The 19,166-nt window shown below is 45.3% G+C and carries 18 protein-coding genes and 2 pseudogenes; 8 read left to right on the top strand and 12 right to left on the bottom strand.

Annotated elements, in window-relative coordinates; all coding sequences use genetic code 11:
- The first annotated feature begins 143 nt into the window (after nucleotides 1-143).
- Entirely contained in the window at nucleotides 144-1,352 is a 1,209-nt protein-coding gene (locus SYNPCCP_RS14465; RefSeq protein ID WP_010873973.1) for a hypothetical protein, read from the top strand.
- A gap of 325 nt (nucleotides 1,353-1,677) precedes the next feature.
- On the opposite strand, the pseudogene SYNPCCP_RS14475 reads toward SYNPCCP_RS14465, so the two are convergent.
- The 3 genes and pseudogenes from SYNPCCP_RS14475 to SYNPCCP_RS14490 all read right to left on the bottom strand — a co-directional run.
- Nucleotides 1,678-2,620, bottom strand: a pseudogene (locus tag SYNPCCP_RS14475) (IS701 family transposase); the annotation flags it as partial.
- Nucleotides 2,592-3,419, bottom strand: a pseudogene (locus SYNPCCP_RS17075) (IS5 family transposase). The pseudogenes SYNPCCP_RS14475 and SYNPCCP_RS17075, both read right to left, overlap by 29 nt.
- A 349-nt stretch (nucleotides 3,420-3,768) precedes the next feature.
- Entirely contained in the window at nucleotides 3,769-4,689 is a 921-nt protein-coding gene (locus SYNPCCP_RS14490; RefSeq protein ID WP_010873978.1) for a GIY-YIG nuclease family protein, read from the bottom strand.
- Between the two features lie 165 nt (nucleotides 4,690-4,854).
- Between SYNPCCP_RS14490 and SYNPCCP_RS14495 the strand changes: the two genes are divergently transcribed.
- The 4 genes from SYNPCCP_RS14495 (at nucleotide 4,855) to SYNPCCP_RS14510 (ending at nucleotide 8,306) form a co-directional block, all read left to right on the top strand.
- Nucleotides 4,855-5,247, top strand: a complete 393-nt coding sequence (locus SYNPCCP_RS14495) for a RidA family protein (RefSeq protein WP_010873979.1) — start codon at nucleotides 4,855-4,857, stop codon at nucleotides 5,245-5,247.
- A 128-nt stretch (nucleotides 5,248-5,375) separates the two neighbouring features.
- Complete coding sequence (gdhA, locus tag SYNPCCP_RS14500) at nucleotides 5,376-6,662, top strand: NADP-specific glutamate dehydrogenase (RefSeq protein ID WP_010873980.1); 1,287 nt, start codon at nucleotides 5,376-5,378, stop codon at nucleotides 6,660-6,662.
- 70 nt (nucleotides 6,663-6,732) lie between these two features.
- Entirely contained in the window at nucleotides 6,733-7,146 is a 414-nt protein-coding gene (gene queF / locus SYNPCCP_RS14505) for a preQ(1) synthase (RefSeq protein WP_010873981.1), read from the top strand.
- Between the two features lie 191 nt (nucleotides 7,147-7,337).
- Complete coding sequence (locus tag SYNPCCP_RS14510) at nucleotides 7,338-8,306, top strand: lysylphosphatidylglycerol synthase domain-containing protein (RefSeq protein WP_010873982.1); 969 nt, start codon at nucleotides 7,338-7,340, stop codon at nucleotides 8,304-8,306.
- A 124-nt stretch (nucleotides 8,307-8,430) separates the two neighbouring features.
- Here the strand turns inward: SYNPCCP_RS14510 and SYNPCCP_RS14515 are convergent, their stop codons facing one another.
- The 4 genes from SYNPCCP_RS14515 to pdxA form a co-directional block, all read right to left on the bottom strand.
- A complete protein-coding gene (locus SYNPCCP_RS14515; RefSeq protein ID WP_010873983.1) occupies nucleotides 8,431-8,832 on the bottom strand; it encodes a ferredoxin in 402 nt (133 codons plus the stop codon).
- Nucleotides 8,832-9,218 (bottom strand): DUF1257 domain-containing protein, encoded by a 387-nt coding sequence (locus SYNPCCP_RS14520; RefSeq protein ID WP_010873984.1) that lies wholly within the window; start codon nucleotides 9,216-9,218, stop codon nucleotides 8,832-8,834. The genes SYNPCCP_RS14515 and SYNPCCP_RS14520 overlap by 1 nt, the downstream gene beginning before the upstream one ends.
- An 80-nt stretch (nucleotides 9,219-9,298) precedes the next feature.
- On the bottom strand, nucleotides 9,299-9,541 hold the full coding sequence (locus SYNPCCP_RS14525) for a DUF2997 domain-containing protein (protein ID WP_010873985.1): 243 nt from the start codon (nucleotides 9,539-9,541) through the stop codon (nucleotides 9,299-9,301).
- Between the two features lie 359 nt (nucleotides 9,542-9,900).
- On the bottom strand, nucleotides 9,901-10,950 hold the full coding sequence (gene pdxA, locus SYNPCCP_RS14530) for a 4-hydroxythreonine-4-phosphate dehydrogenase PdxA (RefSeq protein ID WP_010873986.1): 1,050 nt from the start codon (nucleotides 10,948-10,950) through the stop codon (nucleotides 9,901-9,903).
- Between the two features lie 100 nt (nucleotides 10,951-11,050).
- Here pdxA and SYNPCCP_RS14535 point away from each other — a divergent pair, with 100 nt between their 5' ends.
- Together SYNPCCP_RS14535 and tgt are read left to right on the top strand one after the other, a co-directional pair.
- Nucleotides 11,051-11,161: a PetM family cytochrome b6-f complex subunit 7 gene (locus tag SYNPCCP_RS14535; RefSeq protein WP_010873987.1), complete on the top strand. Its 111-nt coding sequence runs from the start codon at nucleotides 11,051-11,053 to the stop codon at nucleotides 11,159-11,161.
- Between the two features lie 88 nt (nucleotides 11,162-11,249).
- Nucleotides 11,250-12,374 (top strand): tRNA guanosine(34) transglycosylase Tgt, encoded by a 1,125-nt coding sequence (gene tgt / locus SYNPCCP_RS14540; protein WP_010873988.1) that lies wholly within the window; start codon nucleotides 11,250-11,252, stop codon nucleotides 12,372-12,374.
- 92 nt (nucleotides 12,375-12,466) lie between these two features.
- On the opposite strand, the gene SYNPCCP_RS14545 is transcribed toward tgt, so the two are convergent.
- Genes SYNPCCP_RS14545 through mraY form a run of 4 tightly spaced genes read right to left on the bottom strand, consistent with a single transcriptional unit; the run spans nucleotide 12,467 to nucleotide 15,928 of the window.
- Nucleotides 12,467-14,035 carry an NAD(P)/FAD-dependent oxidoreductase gene (locus SYNPCCP_RS14545; RefSeq protein ID WP_010873989.1) on the bottom strand — a complete coding sequence of 523 codons (1,569 nt, stop codon included), beginning with the start codon at nucleotides 14,033-14,035 and terminating at the stop codon, nucleotides 12,467-12,469.
- 16 nt (nucleotides 14,036-14,051) lie between these two features.
- Nucleotides 14,052-14,546: a DUF3368 domain-containing protein gene (locus SYNPCCP_RS14550; protein ID WP_010873990.1), complete on the bottom strand. Its 495-nt coding sequence runs from the start codon at nucleotides 14,544-14,546 to the stop codon at nucleotides 14,052-14,054.
- Complete coding sequence (locus SYNPCCP_RS14555) at nucleotides 14,543-14,812, bottom strand: UPF0175 family protein (protein WP_010873991.1); 270 nt, start codon at nucleotides 14,810-14,812, stop codon at nucleotides 14,543-14,545. Before SYNPCCP_RS14555 ends, SYNPCCP_RS14550 begins: the two co-directional genes overlap by 4 nt.
- An 18-nt stretch (nucleotides 14,813-14,830) precedes the next feature.
- Nucleotides 14,831-15,928 (bottom strand): phospho-N-acetylmuramoyl-pentapeptide-transferase, encoded by a 1,098-nt coding sequence (gene mraY / locus SYNPCCP_RS14560; RefSeq protein ID WP_010873992.1) that lies wholly within the window; start codon nucleotides 15,926-15,928, stop codon nucleotides 14,831-14,833.
- Between the two features lie 112 nt (nucleotides 15,929-16,040).
- Between mraY and SYNPCCP_RS14565 the strand changes: the two genes are divergently transcribed.
- Nucleotides 16,041-17,894 carry a mechanosensitive ion channel family protein gene (locus tag SYNPCCP_RS14565; protein ID WP_010873993.1) on the top strand — a complete coding sequence of 618 codons (1,854 nt, stop codon included), beginning with the start codon at nucleotides 16,041-16,043 and terminating at the stop codon, nucleotides 17,892-17,894.
- A 9-nt stretch (nucleotides 17,895-17,903) separates the two neighbouring features.
- On the opposite strand, the gene SYNPCCP_RS14570 is transcribed toward SYNPCCP_RS14565, so the two are convergent.
- Nucleotides 17,904-19,058: an ATP-dependent 6-phosphofructokinase gene (locus SYNPCCP_RS14570; protein ID WP_010873994.1), complete on the bottom strand. Its 1,155-nt coding sequence runs from the start codon at nucleotides 19,056-19,058 to the stop codon at nucleotides 17,904-17,906.
- Nucleotides 19,059-19,166 lie beyond the last annotated feature (108 nt).

Genomic DNA, 19,166 nt, shown 5'->3' on the forward strand with positions numbered 1-19,166 from the left:
AAAATTCTCCACTGCCCAAGGTAATACGAGGATCAAAAACTGGTGTGATAATAACGACACTAGGTTTAAGCACAAGACCAAATTTGTCTCGGATCTAGCCCCTTGCCTTGAGAACAAAGAATAGTAACTACGGCTGTTGATCTATGTCCCAAAATTTTTTTGCCAATTTACCAAAGACTAGGCTTTTGGCCCGTTTAAACGATGGTTGGTTGGGCAAAGCTGTACTGGCTTTAGCCCTGGTTTTATTGATGGCTTTTCCCACCTGGGCTCTGTTAAACAACGCTATTAAAAGTAGCCTGTTGCTCGACTCCCAAATGAATGTTTACTACGCCAAATCCCTAGACCGCTACACAGGGGAATTTAGGGCTAAACACCCCATTATTCTCGGTTTATTCAGTAATGAGGGGGGAGATTTTTATCTGTATATGCCGGGTAAAACTACGCCGATCCAGGCCCCGCCAGTGCCGGTGCAATACCAAGTGGTCAAAGGAGTTTCCCATAGTTCCATGGCTATCTACGCCATTCTTCAGCCCTATTTTGCCACTGCCGACAATGCTCCCGCCGCTGGGGATGGTTGGAAAGCAGAATTGACGGCCTACCGAGCCGAACAGGCCAACACCCTGGCCCAGGCGGATCAGTTGGGACTAGAACCAGATGCTTTGACAGCGGTGAAAGAAATTTTGACCAATAACATTAGCTTTATTGACGAAACCTTGGCCGCTGGAGTGATCGATCACCAAAAGATCAATGCTTGGATTAAAGAGGTAGTGCCCCATTTCACCACCACCATCGCCACCGCCGCCACCTACCAAGTGGACCATTGGATGGAAGTTATGGCGGAATGGAAAAAAATGATCGGCGACCAGTGGGACCAAACCTTTGGGGTGACCAATACCCTTTACGTTACCCGCACCAACAATATTTTATTTACTTTGATGGCCCAATTCTTTGGCAAGGAAGCCATCAACGATCGCCTATTACTATTTGAAACCACGGAATTCACCACCAAACCGGACACCATGTTGTCCCTGCTGACCCGCATTGTGAAAGACCGGGAATTGGGTCTAGCTTTCTTTGACGATTATTTCCTCATGGATGTGGAATTGCTCAGCACCGGGGCCCGGGAGGCGATCGCCAGGCAGGACGGAGCCAGAGTACCCATGGCCGCGTCCCAAGGTTCCTATGCTGTGGGGCCAGCCCATGCCCGTATCCGTGCCTACGACGAAGCCAATGGCATTACTCCCATGTTGCCCCCCCTAGCTCCCTTCCATTCCCAGGAATGGCCCTGGCGTACTGTAGCCAGTGAAGGGGAAGGCCCAGAAACTTTACAGGAAGCTTTAGACCAAAAGTAGCGTCCTGATTAATTCCAATTGATAAGTTTAGGAGCACCTCGATTAATTGCCTGATTGCGAAAAATGACCCCGACATAAAGGGTTATTCTCAATAGGCACCCCTATTTTCGAGGTGCTTCACAAGATTTATTTTTTATATCGCTCTTCTATCAGTGTAGGTGGGAAGGTAAAATAATTGGAGCAATAATAAGGTCTCCTAAAGCCATTACTGCCTTCTTCAATCTGTCAAATAAGCAATGGAAGCTTCTCAATAACTGAGGTGTATAAATCACCGTCATCCACGGCTTTAATAAATTAAAGTAACATAATGGCTGAATTATTAATCTCATGTTGTTAAGTATGTTTTTCCATCCACTTTTTTGATTCCACCAAGGATGTTTTTGTATATTCTGATAAGCTATCTCCCTAGTCTGTTTTGATTTGTTTAAGGAGTTATCATGCGGAGGCAAATTTTCTATCTGAAGACTTATCATTAAATATACGCTCATCACTATTTCCCGCCATTTTTCTATTCTGGAATAGTCCATCATTCTAAAATCTGCTCACTCCAGTTCATTCTTTATTTGCTTTAATCCATACTCTATCCAGTTCCTTGCTCCATATAAGTTACCCACTTCTTTATATTTTATTTCTGATACTTTTGTCATAATACAATACGTTGAATTTGACGGCATTTTCTCCTTGCTATCCGTTACTTGCCAATATCTTTTTTCCCCTCTCTTTCCATAAATAATTTCTCTCACGTATCTTATTTCCGACTTTCCACTTGCAAATTCTCTCTCAAATTTTCTCCATTTGTTCGCTCTTACTCTTTCCTCTTTCCCAAGCCAGACTCCATGATTACTCCTTATAGCTAGTACATATTCTAGATTTTCTTTTTCTAATACTCTTACAAAGTTCTCGCTGCTCTCTCCATATTCACTATCTGCTAATACTACCTTTATATTGAAACCAAGCTCTTTTATTTCTTTGATAATTTCCCCTGCTATCTCTGGTTTGCTTTTGTATTTATCCCCCTCTTTTAGTCTTGCCTCTGGTTTATATACTTTGCTGATTAATGGTACTGTCATTCCCTTTATAATTCCATAACACATCACCTCTACTATTCCATTTTCTATTTTTCCTAGATTGCCAATATACTGACGCGCAACATAATCTGTCTTTCTTCCTTTTTTCCTATCCCCTGTTTCGTCTATGAGCATTGTTATTGCTTCTCCTTTCGCAAAACTCAGAATTTTATTAATTCTTCTTTCCTTTACCTCCTCTAAGAAAGTGTTTGAAAAGTTTTAAGCAAAGCCTTTGAAGCATGAGATGAACCATGGCAACATAGAGCATTGTCTCACTGGTGGTAGGTAAATATTCATAATCTTTGCTTAAACGACGATAACGACCAAACCAAGCAAAAGTGCGCTCGACTACCCAACGGCGGGGTAGGACTTCAAAGCCTTTTTGTCCCTGCTTTTTGCTGACCACATTCAAGGTCCAACCAAAAGTATGCTCCACCCAGAAAATAAAATCCTTTCCGCCAAAGGTGCTGTCAGTCCATATAACTTGCAGGCACTGCCAAAGGGGAGCAAACCAGGTGCCAAGTAGAATCAGACCCTGATGGTCAGAGCGATGGGCACCGACAACATCGAGAAGTAATCCCATGGTATCCACGAGGATTGTACGTTTACGACCATTGACCTTTTTTCCACCGTCATAGCCAGTTTCTTGGCCAGTTCAAGCCTTTTTAAGTGACTGTGAATCTAAACAACCGGCACTAGGGTGAGTATTTCTTCCAGCTTTGAGCCGAACTTTCTCACGGAAGATACGGTTTAATTTTTTCCAGGTACCATCTTCGTGCCATTGCTGGAAATAACCATAGACCGTTCGCCATTTAGGAAAATCATGGGGCAGAAGTCGCCAGGCACACCCCGTTCTGAGCATGTAAAAAATGGCATTGAGTATCTCCCTCAGACTAGTTTTCCATTTTCTTCCCCCAGTTTTTGCTTTGGGTAAATGAGGTTCTACCAATTGCCACTGGCTATCAGTGATGTCCGTGCTGTAAAATTCTCGGATTATCATTAATTATGGTGAAAATTTTATTCTTTTCACCATTTTCCATTCTTCACCCTACTTTTCAAACACGCTCTAACAGAAAAATAGTAGAAAGCCTAGAATCAATACAAATTGTTAATTGTCCATTAACTTTAGTGTGAGCAAGATTTAAAAAAAAACTATCCTTCTTTAGATCGAAGTTGAATGGAATAATGTATATTCCAAATTGATCATTTTTCCTGACATTGATGAGATTTTCATGTTTTTTGTTGATGTTAACTCCCCTCGCATTTGCTAGACGAATTAAACTACTATTTTTATCTGTGATGCTTTTAGATCGACTACCAATTCCCTTTTTGCCTGATTCATAGTCTTTTCAAGCTGTTGTCATTGCTTGCTCCAATTTTTCTTTTTCAACGGAATCATTAAAATGAATATTAACTAGATCATTCTCATAAGCTTTTAAATTTTGAAGAATATAGGTGAAATAAGAGCGTCCATTTTTTGCAGCAATTCTATTCTTCAGTTTTGAAAGAGATTCCTCAGTTAATGCTGGGATTGACTCCTGTGCTAAAAAAGTTTGGCTAAAATCTAGTGGAAATTCTTGGATAGTTAATTGAGTCGTAACCGTACCATATTCAACGATAAAATTATTGACATGTAAACGATAAATAGATGCTCCAAGCTGATAAGATTGACGAAATTTAGGTATTACTTCCCATTTTTTAGCGTATTGTTTTCGCGTCTGAAACATTGAATGTATGATATCTGAAGTATTATCTTCACTGTCTGATGAAAGTTTTTTCTTGATTAAAGTTGGGTTGATGGCAATATGAATGACTGGAGATATAGAGTTTTTGCGCTTGCCCAACACGGAATTTATTGCTTCTAGTTCCTTCGTTTGGTAATCTACTCCAATAATAAACGCAAATCCTTGAATTTTAATTAATGTTTCTCTGAGCAATGTTTCCGTTGGTCGAAACGTTTTAGTTTTAACTTTAGATGTATTAAGTTGAGGTGTATATTTTTCAATTTCTTCTTTTTCTATTTTAGCAAGTTCAATTTCGTCAACTATTCGGTAATAAATTGAGAAATAATGATTTTTCTGTGATTCAAGTTGAAAAAAACGATGGTGACTTTTGCCTTGCCATCTGTTTCTAATATTTTTAGCTTTTCCAACATACCATACTAAATTTTGTTCGTCGACGACATAGTAAATGCCGGAAAAAATTGGTAGGTTATCTTTTGTGGCGAGTGAAACCTTTGGTAAGTTAAGTAAAAAACTATCAGCTATCATTGGTTACGTCAAATTTAAAAAACAAAAAGTAGAATGTCCTAGGATTTTGTGTCAATGAATTAAAATGATTAATCAGTTTATTAGCAATAACTTATTAACTAAAGTTTAGATAAATTGCCAAAGTGTGACGAGACTGATAAGAAGAGTATAGCAAGCCACTCTTTTATGACCATGAAAATTATTCAAACTGCCCAAGCTCCTGCCCCTGTTGGCCCCTATAACCAGGCGATCGCCGCCAATGGTTTCCTCTTTACGGCTGGCCAAATTGCCCTCGACCCCCAAACCATGACCATTATGGGAGAGGGGAACGTGGAAGTCCAAGCAAAACAGGTATTGACTAATTTAGGGGCGGTGCTCCAGGAAGCGGGCTGTGGTTGGGAAAATGTGGTTAAAACTACGGTATTTCTCAAAGATATGAACGATTTCGCCGCAGTTAATGCCATCTATGGCCAATATTTTGACGAGGCTACGGCTCCGGCCCGTAGTTGTGTGGAAGTGGCCCGCCTACCCAAAGATGTGTTAGTAGAAATCGATTGTGTCGCTGTGTTACCAACCTAGGGCAATGTCCGTCATGGCCCCAGGCTCCATGCTCTAATGGAACTGTTGATTAAACAAATTTGTTCGGAATATTCAGGCCGCCCCGCTCCAGAGCCAATAGCGGTCCCACTGTTCCAGGAGTAGCAATTATGGCTGGATCACTGTTTGCCGATGCCAGTAAAAGATTAGAAAAAGCCCTGAAATATGTGGCCATTTCCGACGATGCCGGGGAAAGGCTGAAATATCCCAAAACCAGTCTCAGTGTTTCCATTCCGGTGCGGATGGACGATGGCTCTTTAAAAATCTTTCCCGGTTACCGAGTGCGCTACGACGACACCAGGGGGCCAGGCAAAGGGGGCGTGCGCTACCATCCCAACGTCACCATGGATGAGGTGCAATCCTTAGCCTTTTGGATGACCTTTAAATGTGCCCTGTTAAATTTGCCCTTCGGAGGAGCTAAGGGGGGCATCACCCTCAATCCCAAAGAACTCAGCCGAGCAGAATTGGAGCGTTTAAGTCGGGGTTACATCGAGGCGATCGCCGATTTTATTGGCCCGGACATCGACATTTTAGCCCCGGATGTTTACACCAATGAAATGATGATGGGCTGGATGATGGACCAATACAGCATCATTCGCCGCAAAATTAGTCCCGCTGTGGTCACCGGCAAACCCGTCACCATGGGGGGCAGTCAAGGTCGCAACACGGCCACCGGCACTGGAGCTTTTTACATCATGCAGGGCATGCTACCCAAGTTTGACCAATATCCCGAAAATACCACCGTTGCTGTCCAGGGTTTCGGTAATGCGGGTATGGTGGTAGCCGAATGTTTATACCAAGATGGCTACAAAGTGGTGGCCATCAGTGATTCCCAGGGGGGCATTTATAACGAACAAGGCATCGATATTCCCGCTGTGATTGATTACAAACAACGGCATCGCACTTTAGCGGGTATGTACTGTGACCAAGCCATCTGCGATTTAGGGGAAAATCAACAAATCAGTAATGCCGAGTTACTAGCTCTGGACGTGGACGTGCTCATTCCCGCCGCCTTGGAAAATCAAATTACCCGCGACAATGCAGACCAAGTCAGAGCTCGCTACATTTTTGAAGTTGCTAATGGGCCCACCACCACCGCCGCCGATGATATTTTGGCTAGCAAAGGTATCTATGTTTTCCCCGATATTTTGGTCAATGCTGGGGGGGTGACGGTGAGCTACTTTGAATGGGTACAGAACCGCAGTGGACTTTATTGGAGCGCCAAGGAAGTTAACGATCGCCTGAAGGAAAAAATGGTGGAGGAAGCGGAACATGTGTGGAACATTACCCAGGAATTGGATGTGAATGTGCGCACTGCAGCCTATATCCACGCCCTTAACCGCCTGAGCGAAGCTATGGATGCTAAGGGGACTAGGGATTATTACCAGGACAGCTAGGAAAATCTGAAATAATAGGAATGGTGTTTTTCTGCTGCTTCCTAATCCCGTCCATTTTTCACTGTTCACCATGACCGAAACTACCATTACCACCAGCGATAACGTCGAAAAGTATGGCGAGCGGGAAATTCGGGATGCCCAACTGATTACTTTCCCCAATCCCCGCCCCGGCCGTCGTTACGATGTCCATATCACCCTGCCGGAATTCACCTGTAAATGTCCTTTTTCCGGCTACCCGGATTTTGCCACCCTTTATCTGACCTATTGCCCTGACCAGAAGGTGGTGGAGCTAAAGTCTATCAAGCTTTACATCAATAGTTACCGCGATCGCCATATTCCCCATGAGGAAGTAACCAATCAGATTTTGGATGACTTTGTGGCGGTGGCCAATCCTTTGTACGCTAGACTAAAAGCTGATTTTAATCCCCGGGGGAATGTTCATACGGTGATTGAAGTGGAATATCATCAGGAAAAAGCTAGTTAAAAGCAACTAATCCTAGTTCCTAGGAGCATGTTTCAAAAGTCCCCAGCTACCCCCTAAGTTTTGGGGGAAGTTAGCTCAAAGTTTTCCAGTATTGCCGGAACTTTAGTGGGTCGATTTAGGGTCAAAAATCAGATTTTACAAACAGATTCTGAGCCAGCTTGGAAGATTTTCGCATTTTATGAGGTGAGGCTATGACCGCCTGGCAAAAGATACAAAAAATTGCGCCGGCGGCGATCGGGGCTTGCTTGTTCGTGCTTTCCATTGGGGCCATCAACTCAGAATTACACCACTACGGTTGGCAAAATGTTTTAGCCAGTTTTCAGGGCATTGTCAAAACCCGTTTAGCCGGAGCCTTTGCGCTCATGCTGATCAACTACATAATTTTGACTGGCTACGATACTCTGGCCATGTTTTACCTGGGGCAATCTCTACCCCTGACGAAAACTAGCTTTGTCGGCTTTGTCAGTTACGCCATTAGTAACAGTGTCGGCTTGGCCTTGCTCAGTGGCAGTGCCATCCGGTACCGTCTCTATCAATCCTGGCAGGTTTCTGCCCCCATCATTGCCCAGGCGATCGCCTTTTGTAACCTGAGTTTTTGGGTGGGTTTATTAACGGTGGGGGGCATAACTTTTGTGGTGGATCCCCTACAGTTGCCCGCCTTTCTCCATTTACCGTTTCTTTCTGTCCATCCCATTGGCTTTACTTTCCTTGCCATCATTGGGATTTATTTGTTGATAACGGGCAATTTAATTAAGCCATTCAAAATCGGCCAATGGCAAACTCCCAAAATTCCCTTTGCCGTATCCTTAGCTCAAATTGGTTTGACGGCGGTGGATTGGATTTTAGCCTCTGGTATTTTATACGTGCTATTACCTGGGCACCATCACCTTAGTTTTCCCGGCTTTTTTGGCATTTATCTGCTGGCGCAGGTGGCGGGCATTATCAGTAATGTGCCGGGGGGACTGGGGGTATTTGAAACGGTGGTGTTATTTTTGCTGACTCCTAAATATTCCTCGGTGCAAGTGCTGGGGGCATTGTTGGCATACCGAGTGATTTATTACTGGATTCCCTTGGGCAGTGCGAGCCTCAGCTTGGGGGCATTTGAGCTTTTACAACATCGACGGGAACGACGGCAAAAATCAGGCTCTGAGTCTGAGTAGATTAATGTGGACAAAAAACAAAGCTTTGCCTTGTCGGCAGATTTTTGAGGTTTAGCTGGATTATTGGCAAATTATTTAGGTTTCGGCATCCGCTGATTTCGATTAGATTCCATCACCCAATTAATTACAAATGGGGATTGATTTGCGGGTAACCCAGGGGACGAATTTGTTGATGCTTCCTTTTTTCTTCCAAATGTTTCAGCTCGTCGTAGGGCACCCAATGGATACAGTCCACCGGACAGGTATCGATCGCCTCTTGGATAACCGCTTCATCGTCCCCATTTTGGCTAAAGGCCCGGGAGCGGCCATGCTCCTGCTCAATGGTGAAAGTATTGGGAGCCACGTGGGCACAGTTTTTGCAACCAATGCAGGTCACTTCATCCACATAGACTCCCCTTTCCCGTAACTCTCCGCCCAATTCCGGCTCTAAACCAGAACGGTCATCGAAATTACGCCAATCTCCCCCCAACTCCGGTTCCAGTCCAGAACGGTGATCGGGAGGAAAATTTAGATCAGCTATCACCATCAGGCACTCCAGCGTTGCACCACCAACCGCACTGAGCCGTCTTCATTTTTTTGTTGTTCCGTCACCGCAAAACCTTGTTTGGCCGATTCATTAAGTACGGTTTCCAGAGCGTAACCCTGGGTGATTTTTTGCAGAAATCCTTCCACCGAAAGGGGCTGTTGCCAGTACTGTAAATCTGTCACCAACTCATATTCCTGACCATTCCAGCTAAAACCTAGGTCGTAATCATTGCTCTGTTCAATCACCACTGCGGCTTTGGCGGTCAAACCCTGGTAGCCCCGCACGGTGGCCGGCCCTTCTTTCCAATCCAGACCCAAGTTGGTGAGGGTGGTTTTCAACACATCAAGGTTACGAATCTTGGTTTTGATATTGCTAAAGTGAGACATAGGAAATTACAAAAAAATTAGAAGAATGGATGAGACAGGTTCTTAAAACTTTTAAACAAGGATTTTCATACAGAGAGAATTTAACTTCCCCCAGGCCAGCTAGAAAGAGTCTGGGATTGCTGAACTGATTGGTTCAACGGACTGGTTTGGGCAAAAAACTCCGAAGTAGTCTGCTGGGTAAGCACTACCCCTAGTTCGGCCTCGATCGCCGCGGTCACTTCCTGACAAGAGCGACCCACAATGCCGGTTACCGTTTCCTTCACCCGGCCGTCGGGGTAAATGACGAATTCCAGAGTTTCTAGATTCACGGTCAATCCTCCCATGGGTGATCAAGGTGATAGTTCACTATCTGGGCAATGGCCGGAACTCCCCCAGTAATTAATCTTGGCTGATGGGTCCCGGCAAACCAGAAGTTATTCTAGTTTTGGCCCAACTAGCTAAGAAACTGGCATAAATTGTAGCAAAAATTAACATTTCATGGGGGCGCAAACCCCTATGGAGACCATAGGGAAAGAATTATTGCGGCGCTGGCTTTGCCTTTTCTGAGAAAAAGAGAAAATTTGATTGATCTAAAAATGGGTTGCGCATACCCCGCGGCTTGCTGCGATTGGGTCTTTCATTAAGAATTTCTTTGGGTTCTTCAGAATAGAAAACCGCAATCTGTTTCTGAAAAATATCTTGACTACTGTGCCCGTGGGCGACATCTTTGCTCCACCAACTCGGCGGCCAGTTTAATGGCGGCAATGAGACTATCTGCCCTGGCAATGCCTTGCCCCGCAATGTCAAAGGCGGTGCCGTGGTCGGGGGAAGTGCGGACAAAGGGTAAACCAATAGTGGTATTAATAGCCTGATCAAATGCCAGCAGTTTAACGGGAATTAAGCCTTGGTCATGGTACAAAGCCAGGTAAGCGTCGGATACGGTCGTTTGGCCATCGGTTAACCAAGCTTTGCCAGGGCCGACCCACATGGTATCCGGAGGAATGGGGCCAATTAGTTGGGCCTGGGGATATTTTTTTCTAGCTTGCTCCAACCAAGGAATTAACCAATCCTGTTCTTCGCTGCCTAATTTTCCTTCTTCGCCGCTGTGGGGATTCAAACCGGCGATCGCCACGGAAGGATTACTGATGCCAAAATCCTGGGCCAGGCAAGTTAGCAGTAATTCCAATTTTGCAGTCATTAATTGAGGGGTTAAAGCCTGGGGCACCTCTTTGAGCGGAATATGGGTGGTGGCTAGCAACGTGCGTAAAGTCCAACCAGTAAAAGGCGATCGCCCCACAAATGCCATGGCAAAGCTTTCCACCCCAGCCCGATGGGCCAAAACTTCCGTCTGCCCTGGGTAATTATGGCCAGCGGCTTGCCAAGCGGATTTGGCGATCGGGGCAGTGACAATGGCATCAAATTCCCCGGCCAAAGTTCTGGTAATAGCTTCATTTAAATAGGCAAAACTAATGGCGCCACTAACCGCATCTCCCTGACCAACAGTGATTTTTCCCAGATATGAGAGGTCCACTTCTAGCAAATTAATTGTTTCCGGATCTGCTAGATTTAAACCCGGATTTTGGGCCAACAATTGTCTACGGGTCTGATCCAACACAGAACGGGAACCGATCGCCGTTAACTGACAAATTGAAGCTAACCCAGGTTCAGCCAAAGCTTTGAGCACCACCTCAGGACCAATGCCTGCCGGATCACCCAGGGTCAAAATTAAACGGGGCAAACTCATACAATCCATGCTCAATCAGGTTTAAGGGGAGATTCCTATGGGATAATGAACCACCGACAACAAAGATTTTTTCATCCCAAATTATTCATCCCCCATTGAGGAATTGACTATGACCGCTGAAAGCATGTTGGCCAATGGCGCTTTTATCATGATTGGCTTGACCTTGTTAGGACTAGCCTGGGGCTTTGTCATTATCAAACTCCAAGGTAGCGAAGAATAAAAATTCCTCGGCCAAGGCGGTTTAATCCTTCCTGGTTTAGGAAAAAATGTTGAAGTGATACTGATACCAGGACGATTAACTGTCCATTGTGCCATTGCCTAGTGTGAATTTTACTTATCAGTGCCAAGCCCGGTGTTCCCATAGCCAAGCCCGGGCTGGAATTTTTCAGACTCCCCATGGGCCGGTGGAAACTCCCCGTTTTATGCCCGTGGGTACTTTGGCAACGGTTAAGGGCATTACCCCCGCCCAGCTAGCGGACACCCAAGCCCAAATGGTGCTAGCCAATACCTACCATCTCCATCTCCAACCAGGGGAAAAGATTATTGCTGCCGCTGGGGGAGTACACAAGTTTATGGGCTGGTCGGGGCCGATGTTGACAGATTCTGGTGGGTTTCAGGTTTTTAGTCTCAGTCAATTACGCACCATTGGTGAACAGGGGGTCCTATTTCGATCGCCGAGGGATGGCCGCTTGATTGATATGACTCCAGAAAATTCCATTCGCATCCAAAATGCGTTGGGGGCTGATGTGATTATGGCCTTTGATGAATGTCCTCCCGGCCAAGGCGATCGCCTGATGGTGGAACAAGCCACCGCCCGCACCTATCGCTGGCTAGAAAGGTGTATCGAAGCCCACCAAAGACCGGGTGATCAAGCTCTGTTCGGCATCGTCCAAGGGGGCACTTACCTAGATTTGCGTTCCCAAGCGGCAGAACAACTCATTGCCCTAGACTTGCCCGGTTACGCCATTGGCGGAGTAAGTGTGGGGGAAGCACCAGCGCTGATTGATAAAGTGGTACAACACACGGCCCCATTATTACCAGCCCATAAACCCCGTTACTTGATGGGGGTCGGCACCTATCGGGAAATGGCCAGGGCAATTTTTGCGGGTATTGATTTGTTCGATTGTGTCATACCCACCCGTTTTGGTCGCCACGGCACAGCATTGGTACAGGGAGAACGGTGGAATTTAAAAAACGCCACTTTCCGGGAAGATCATCGCCCCTTGGATGAAACTTGTCCTTGCTATACCTGCCAAACTTTCTCCCGTGCTTATTTAAACCATTTAATCCGCTCCAGGGAAATGTTGGGTTACATTTTGCTTTCTTTGCACAATATTACGGAATTAATCCGTTTCACCCAAAGCATTCGCCAAGCAATTTTAAATGATACTTTCACCCAAGATTTTGCCCATTGGCTAACTCCACCGGAGTAAGTCTAGTAAAAAACTTAGGCGATCGCAAATCCAGTATGGGGACGCATGGAGGGCTTGTCGAATCCCCAACAAAGACTAAATCAGACAAGTTTTCAATGGTGGAAATCGTAACCAGATCCATAGTACCAAGCTTCTAGACGACGTTTTTGCTCAAAGCTAGGGTTAGTGAATAGAAGATTTTTAGCTAGGGGGTAGGTTAAGCTATAGCCCGCTAAGTTAGCATAATGTCCCAACCATTCCATTAAAGCGGGTAGACCAATTTGTGGTAACAAAGGCAATACTATGAGTGGATTTACCCTGGGTAAAGTTTGGGTTAGGCCAGACCATTGGATTACATCTTGCAAAAAAGGTTCCATGACTTCTTGTCCTTGTCGATCCATAACAGCAAAAACCGCATTCATTAAGCGATTAATTTGCTCTGGATCTGCAGTTTGGCCAACTTTAACTCCCATGGTTTGTTGAAATAACCAAGTAACGCCAATATTAGGTTGGTAGGGTTGTAAAAGAGCCAAATCTTCCGCAGCCAAATAATCCCCTGCCAGGGCTTCCCCAATAGCATTGGTTAACCGTTTGAGATGGCGAACCATGGCTCCAAAGCCACCAAAACTAACGGGGGATTGACTACCAGCACTATCCCCTACGGCTAACACTCTACCCCAAGAAAAATGGAGAGGACTGGATTTATAAGCAGGAAAAAAACCAGATAAAAACCGTTGCCATTGTAGTTGGTCTAAATTAATTTTTTGATATTCGGGCAATAGGCGAAAATATTCTTGAAAAAAGAATTCTAAACTAATGCGTTCTGGATGCACATCCACATAGGTAAACAGATAGGTGGTGCGGCCATCCCGAGCAGGAAAAGCTTCCCAAAAGTATTGGCAATGATTGGTAATTCCCGTGGTGGTGGCAATTAAATCTCCAGTTTCATTGTCAGAATAACCCTGGGCGCAACTACCAACCACTAGGCAAACTCCATCAGGTATTTCTCCCTGTCGAGCTTGGTTTACCAAAGGAGAACCGTGCCCCATGGCATCAATGAGTAAACGGCTAGTGAGCTTTCTTTCAACTTGATTTTCTCCATCATGTTGGTAACTAATTGCAACTCCATCGGAGTGAATAATTGCTTTTTGGAAAGCGCTATGCTCTAGTAATTTACCCCCAGCTTGCAGAAACTTTTGCTTAAGTTTTTCTAGTAAGTAAATTGGATCTATCCCTACATTTAAAACATTTTTAATCCAAAATTCTTGCCCACCATGAAAAGCAATGCGGCCAGGATTATATTCGCTGGCGATCGCCGTTTCTAATTCCTCTGAAGTGAGCAGTTCTAACTCAACAAAAGTTTGTAATTCTTGGCGGGAAATATTCCATTCCTGGGCACGACCTTGTAATTTGCCCCTTTCAATGACAACTACCTGCCAACCCCTTATTTGCAAACTAGCGGCCAATAAAATTCCCAGGGTACCACCACAAATTACTGCGTCAAAATCTGCTTCCCCCAAGTTTGTATTAACTTTTTGAGCTACTTCAGCAATGGGAGGTAAATCTCCCTGACATAGGGCTTGCCAACGCTGATCTAAACGCCGTAGATAACCCAGGGCATCTCCTGGCATAGAATTCAGTTTAGATTCCACAAAAGCTGTGGGTGTAGTTGCATAGTTCATCTAATTAATTTTTTCGCTAAATTTCCTGAGCAAAAATTAGGATATTTTCGTATAGTTGAGAGCTAACACGAAATCCTGCTTGATTGATCAAATTATCAATAATGGGTTTCACTTGTGGAATAAGATTTATTCGTTTGGCAACAAGCAAAACTCCCAAAATTCCGACTATTGATAATCCTAAGCGAGTAGCCTCTCTTCTCCCCAAACGCTCGTCCATCAGTAGCTCATCAGCCTGCAAATCAAGGGCTAGGGCTATGGAATGGGCTTCTCCAGCATCAAGTCCCCGTTCTCTTTGTAGTTGTTCGGCCAATTCATAACCATGGGGGCTAAGCAAGTGAATTTGAATCCAATCTAATTGCAGAATTGATGAAATTTTTGAGTTGGTGGCGACAGTAATTTCATTGGCAACAGTGCCTGGAATGATTACACTTTCGTAAATTGCCTGTAATAACCAAAGATGATCAACAATAGCAAGATTAGCAATGGCAGAAGTGTCACTAACAACAATCATAACCAACTGCGATTTTGTAGGTGCTGAATGTCCTGTGCTAATTCTTCCACATCGTAGTGAATACAAATTCCCCGATCTGATAGAAGTTTTTGAAATTCCATAATTTCCATGGAGGAGATTTTACTGGCCCTAGCCAGAGAAATGTGTTCTTGTTCAAATAGGGCAATGGCAATTTCCCGGAGCCAATCATTTTGATCAAATTCTCCGATCTGATTTAACCTATCCGGTAGATTTAAGGTGATTTGCATTGGACGACCATCAACCATTACCCTTTGATTCTACTGTTATGCTGTTGCCATAGCCACGATCGCCAAGAGGGTATTGATGAGGTAAAAAGAGCCCACAATTTGGGTTTCGGTCCAGCCACTTAATTCTAAATGGTGGTGAATTGGAGCCATTTTTAACAACCTTTTGCCGACGCCATCAGGGCCTTTGGTGGCTTTGTAGTAACCCACTTGGGCGATGACGGAGAGGGATTCTGCCAGAAAAATGCCGCTGATCAACAGCAGTCCCCAGAGGTTGCCGGTCATAATGCCCACCGCTGCCAAACTCCCCCCTAGGGCTAAAGAACCCGTATCCCCCATGAATACCCGGGCAGGATTGTGGTTATGGTGTACAAAACCAATACAGCCACCGGCCATGGCACAGCAGAAAAAGGCTAGTGCTGGATTTTCTTTCGCCACCAGTAAACCCAACCCCACAAAGGCGATCGCCCCAGTTCCGGCCGCCAAACCATCCACTCCATCGGTCAGATTGGTCGCATTACTTTCCGCCACTAGGGCAAAGGTAGCCACTAACCAAAAAAGGAAACCCAGGGGTAAGACAAATTGCATAATGCGAATGTCCGTAATTTCCGTTGGCCCATAAAAAAATAGCCAAGTGCAAAAAATAACGGCGATCGCCACCTGCAAAAATAATTTTTGTTTCGGGGTTAAACCCTTATTGGATTTGTATTTTAAAATCTGCCAGTCATCCACCCAACCGATCGCCATATAGCCCAAAGTCACCAAACCCACCACTATGACATCGGGATTAAACTGGGTTCCCACCACGGCGATCGCCACCGCCACCGGCACAAAGAAAATCCCCCCCATGGTAGGAGTCCCGGCCTTTTTCAAATGACTTTGGGGTCCGTCGGACTGAATCACCTGACTAGCTTTCAGGTTTACTAGCATTGGTACCACCGCCATACCAATGAGAGCTGTAACCAAGGCCGTAAAACCAAGGGCAATCAGTAATTTTCCATTGCTCAACCATGGCATATCCGCCCAGCTACTCAACAGGGCCATCAGGGCTAAAGCCAATGCCCAGAGCAGGATTAGTAAGGTTTTGCCACTGGGGTTTTTCCAACTGGGAAGGGACGAAGATTTTGCGTTGGCCATAGTCAAAAAATTAGTTCAGGGGTTGATCAATGACGTTTTCTCCATCAGACTAGCATCAAGGTTGCTGGCCTTTGGCTGTCGATTTTGCTGACAGATTTAAATATCAAGAACCATGCCCTTAATTACCAAACTAAAAAAATATCGACGAAAATATAAACGCTTCTTCTGGCTCGGTTGTGTTGTTTTAGCGCTACTACTGATCATTCCTCACCCCAGCCAAGCCCAATTCGTTATGCCCCAAGGTTTTAGTGGCCAGGGCAGTGGCTATAAACCGCCGGAAGTTTCCCGGTATGGTCCCATCGAAGTGGCTCCGGTACGATCGCCCGTTGACAACGGTTTTCTGTTTGATGTGGCCTCCCCCACTGTGTATAACCGCCAAGAGAATACCAGCCAAATTCCTGTGGAGCAAAGGGCTCAGGACATTGAAAGCAAATTGGAACTGGCTATTTTCAGACGGGATATGAACCCCGATGACCTAAGGGTAGAAACTTCCCGGCTCAACAATGTGGTGGTGGTTACTGTTAGCAATGACGATTATCCCCTCCCCTTGGTGCTAGCTTCCGTTACGGAAAACGATGCAGATTTCAACGGCCAACCCATTGATGTTTTAGCGGAGCAATGGCGGGAAAAACTGGACAAAGAAATTCGGCGAGGCCAAGCTAGTACTACCCCAGAAGCCCTAGAACAATCCTTCAAACAGGCTTTCCAAATATTTGTAGCCCTATTGGTGGCAACGGCTATTGTTGCTAGTATCAAACATTTAATTTCCCGGCATCGTCAACGACTCCTCAATCGTAAACAGGCGATCGCCGCTGAAAAACAAGCGAATTCCGAAGTTCTGGAAGAAAATCACCCTGATCCCATAGAAGTCAATTATGCTGCCCCGGAAATTTTGGGGGAACAGCAATGGATATTTTGGCAAAGATTACCCCAAATACTCAGTATCGACCGTAAAATTGGCTTTTGGAAATTTATCCAGTGGCTTTTGTTCTGGGTAATTATCCTTGGTTGGTACTTTGGCTTATTCGCCATTTTTCGACAAATTCCCGGCTTAGCCACCCTCAGTGGCGCCATTTTGGGTCGCCCCTTGCAATTGCTAATGCTGTGGTTTTTTGTTGGTCTAACTATCCGTATTAGCCATCGCATCATTGAATTACTAAAAGACAATTGGCAAAACACTAATTCCACCAGCTTCAACAAATTTATCAATCTGGGAGATGACCAACGGCGAGATCTGCGCATTTCCACCATCTCTGGGGCTATCAAGGGTATGGTCACGGTGGTTATCAGTGCTAGCGGTTTGTTAACCGCCCTGATTATTCTGGGCATTCCCACCGGTTCTGTGGTTGCCATTGGGGGTTTATTGGCCTTGGCCATTTCCTTCGGTGCCCAAAGCTTGGTCAAGGATTTGGTCGATGGATTTCTAGTATTAGCCGAAGACCAGTATGCCATTGGAGATGTGATTGATGTGGGCTTCGCTGCCGGGGGGGTGGAAAATTTAAACTTACGGGTGACTCAGTTAAGGAGTGCCGGGGGAGAACTAGTTACCATCCCCAACAGTGCCATTACCCAGGTTAAAAACCTGACCCGTTCGTGGTCCAGGGCTAATTTGAGCGTCAATGTAGCCTACGACACTGACCCTGTCAAAGCCATTAATGTTCTACGTCAAGTAGGGGAAGACCTGTACAACGACCCGGAATGGCATGACAAAATGCTGGCAGTTCCCGATGTGTTGGGCATCGATAGTCTTACCCATGAGGGCATGACCATCACCATCTGGATTCAAACAGCCCCTGCTCAACAGTGGTCTGTGGGCCGAGAACTGCGTTTCCGTGTGCGCCAGGCCCTGACGGAAAATAACATCGAAATCGGTGCCCCCCGGCAAATATATGCCCATGCAACCAACACCACTAACGGGGCTACCAATCCCCCCTTTAATGCCCTTGAGTCCGCTGTGGAAAGCTAGTGTTTAGTATTAGTCTTCTCCTAGGTATATGCCCAATGACTTGGCCGTTTTAACCATAAAACCATCCCTATCCACCGGGAAAGGACAGCGATTTTCCTGGTGACATTCTTTAATGATGCTGATAATTGGTTTAAGGTCAGCGTGTTCCACCTTCCCACTGCGCCAGATCACCACCTGGTCATAAATTTCCTGTTCGATCAACTCCACTGCCCTAATTCCAAACACCGTGGCCAAGAGGCGATCGAACGATAGGGGGGTCCCGCTCCGTTGTAAATGACCCAGGGTTGTGGCTCGAATGTCTAGACTTATTAGATCGCAAAAAGCGGGATCTTTAATGTCGCAAAGGTGTTGACTGGTTTCACTGATTTCTTCTGCTAAGTAGTCGGCGATATGTTTATTTTTCTTATTATTTTGATCGTGGACACCCTCTGAAATAACTATTAAAGCAAAATGGCGGCCAGACTTCCGCAAATTCATTAGTTGATAACAACAATTGCGGATAATTTCAGAAGTCAAACAAGGGGTAATTTCGGGAATTAAAATGATATCAGCTCCGCCGGCAATGCCTGCATGGAGAGTCAAATGCCCCGCATCCCGCCCCATGACCTGGACAATGATAATGCGTTCATGGCTAGCGGCGGTAAAAGTCAGGTCGTATAAGGCTTGGGTAACAATATCCACCGCAGTGCTAAATCCCACTGCCAGATCCGTAAAGGGCACATCATTGTCAATGGTTTTGGGAATGGCAATAATATGCCAATTACCTTTTTGGGCTAAATCATAAATAATGTCTAAACTACCATCGCCACCAATAACAATTAGTGCTTCCAGGTCAAGTATGGCATAACCCTTGAGAATGGCTTCGGCGATCGCCGGTTGCTCTGGATGTCCCTTACTTAAGGACCCTAAAACACTACCGCTGAGAAATTGCAATACATCTAAGCCTTTGAGCATCCCGGGCAGAGCATAGCCATGTTTAGTTAACAGTAAATCCTCTGCCTGGTATTTTCCGTGGGCAACTTCAACAAAACCATCGGTGCCGTAGGGAATACCATAAACCTCCCACCCCTTAAGAGCTGAGGCCTTAACCACTGCTCGGATGACGGCATTGAGGCCAGGACAATCACCACCACTGGTCAAAATTCCAATACGTTTTGTGCCCATACCAAACCCCCTTAATTTATCCTTAATTTGAGTCTTTCTAACTCTTTCAATAGCTGACCCATGGTCAAAATCGAACCCCAATCTATCGCCAATCCCTAATCCGGCGGT

It is taken from the genome of Synechocystis sp. PCC 6803 substr. PCC-P, assembly GCF_000284455.1.
Classification (GTDB): domain Bacteria; phylum Cyanobacteriota; class Cyanobacteriia; order Cyanobacteriales; family Microcystaceae; genus Synechocystis.

Coding starts and splice junctions, on each gene's coding strand:
- SYNPCCP_RS14465 (WP_010873973.1), top strand. CDS start 144: ATGTCCCAAAATTTTTTTGCCAATTTACCAAAGACTAGGCTTTTGGCC.
- SYNPCCP_RS14490 (WP_010873978.1), bottom strand. CDS start 4,689: ATGATAGCTGATAGTTTTTTACTTAACTTACCAAAGGTTTCACTCGCC.
- SYNPCCP_RS14495 (WP_010873979.1), top strand. CDS start 4,855: ATGACCATGAAAATTATTCAAACTGCCCAAGCTCCTGCCCCTGTTGGC.
- gdhA (WP_010873980.1), top strand. CDS start 5,376: ATGGCTGGATCACTGTTTGCCGATGCCAGTAAAAGATTAGAAAAAGCC.
- queF (WP_010873981.1), top strand. CDS start 6,733: ATGACCGAAACTACCATTACCACCAGCGATAACGTCGAAAAGTATGGC.
- SYNPCCP_RS14510 (WP_010873982.1), top strand. CDS start 7,338: ATGACCGCCTGGCAAAAGATACAAAAAATTGCGCCGGCGGCGATCGGG.
- SYNPCCP_RS14515 (WP_010873983.1), bottom strand. CDS start 8,832: ATGGTGATAGCTGATCTAAATTTTCCTCCCGATCACCGTTCTGGACTG.
- SYNPCCP_RS14520 (WP_010873984.1), bottom strand. CDS start 9,218: ATGTCTCACTTTAGCAATATCAAAACCAAGATTCGTAACCTTGATGTG.
- SYNPCCP_RS14525 (WP_010873985.1), bottom strand. CDS start 9,541: ATGGGAGGATTGACCGTGAATCTAGAAACTCTGGAATTCGTCATTTAC.
- pdxA (WP_010873986.1), bottom strand. CDS start 10,950: ATGGATTGTATGAGTTTGCCCCGTTTAATTTTGACCCTGGGTGATCCG.
- SYNPCCP_RS14535 (WP_010873987.1), top strand. CDS start 11,051: ATGACCGCTGAAAGCATGTTGGCCAATGGCGCTTTTATCATGATTGGC.
- SYNPCCP_RS14545 (WP_010873989.1), bottom strand. CDS start 14,035: ATGAACTATGCAACTACACCCACAGCTTTTGTGGAATCTAAACTGAAT.
- SYNPCCP_RS14550 (WP_010873990.1), bottom strand. CDS start 14,546: ATGATTGTTGTTAGTGACACTTCTGCCATTGCTAATCTTGCTATTGTT.
- SYNPCCP_RS14555 (WP_010873991.1), bottom strand. CDS start 14,812: ATGGTTGATGGTCGTCCAATGCAAATCACCTTAAATCTACCGGATAGG.
- mraY (WP_010873992.1), bottom strand. CDS start 15,928: ATGGCCAACGCAAAATCTTCGTCCCTTCCCAGTTGGAAAAACCCCAGT.
- SYNPCCP_RS14565 (WP_010873993.1), top strand. CDS start 16,041: ATGCCCTTAATTACCAAACTAAAAAAATATCGACGAAAATATAAACGC.
- SYNPCCP_RS14570 (WP_010873994.1), bottom strand. CDS start 19,058: ATGGGCACAAAACGTATTGGAATTTTGACCAGTGGTGGTGATTGTCCT.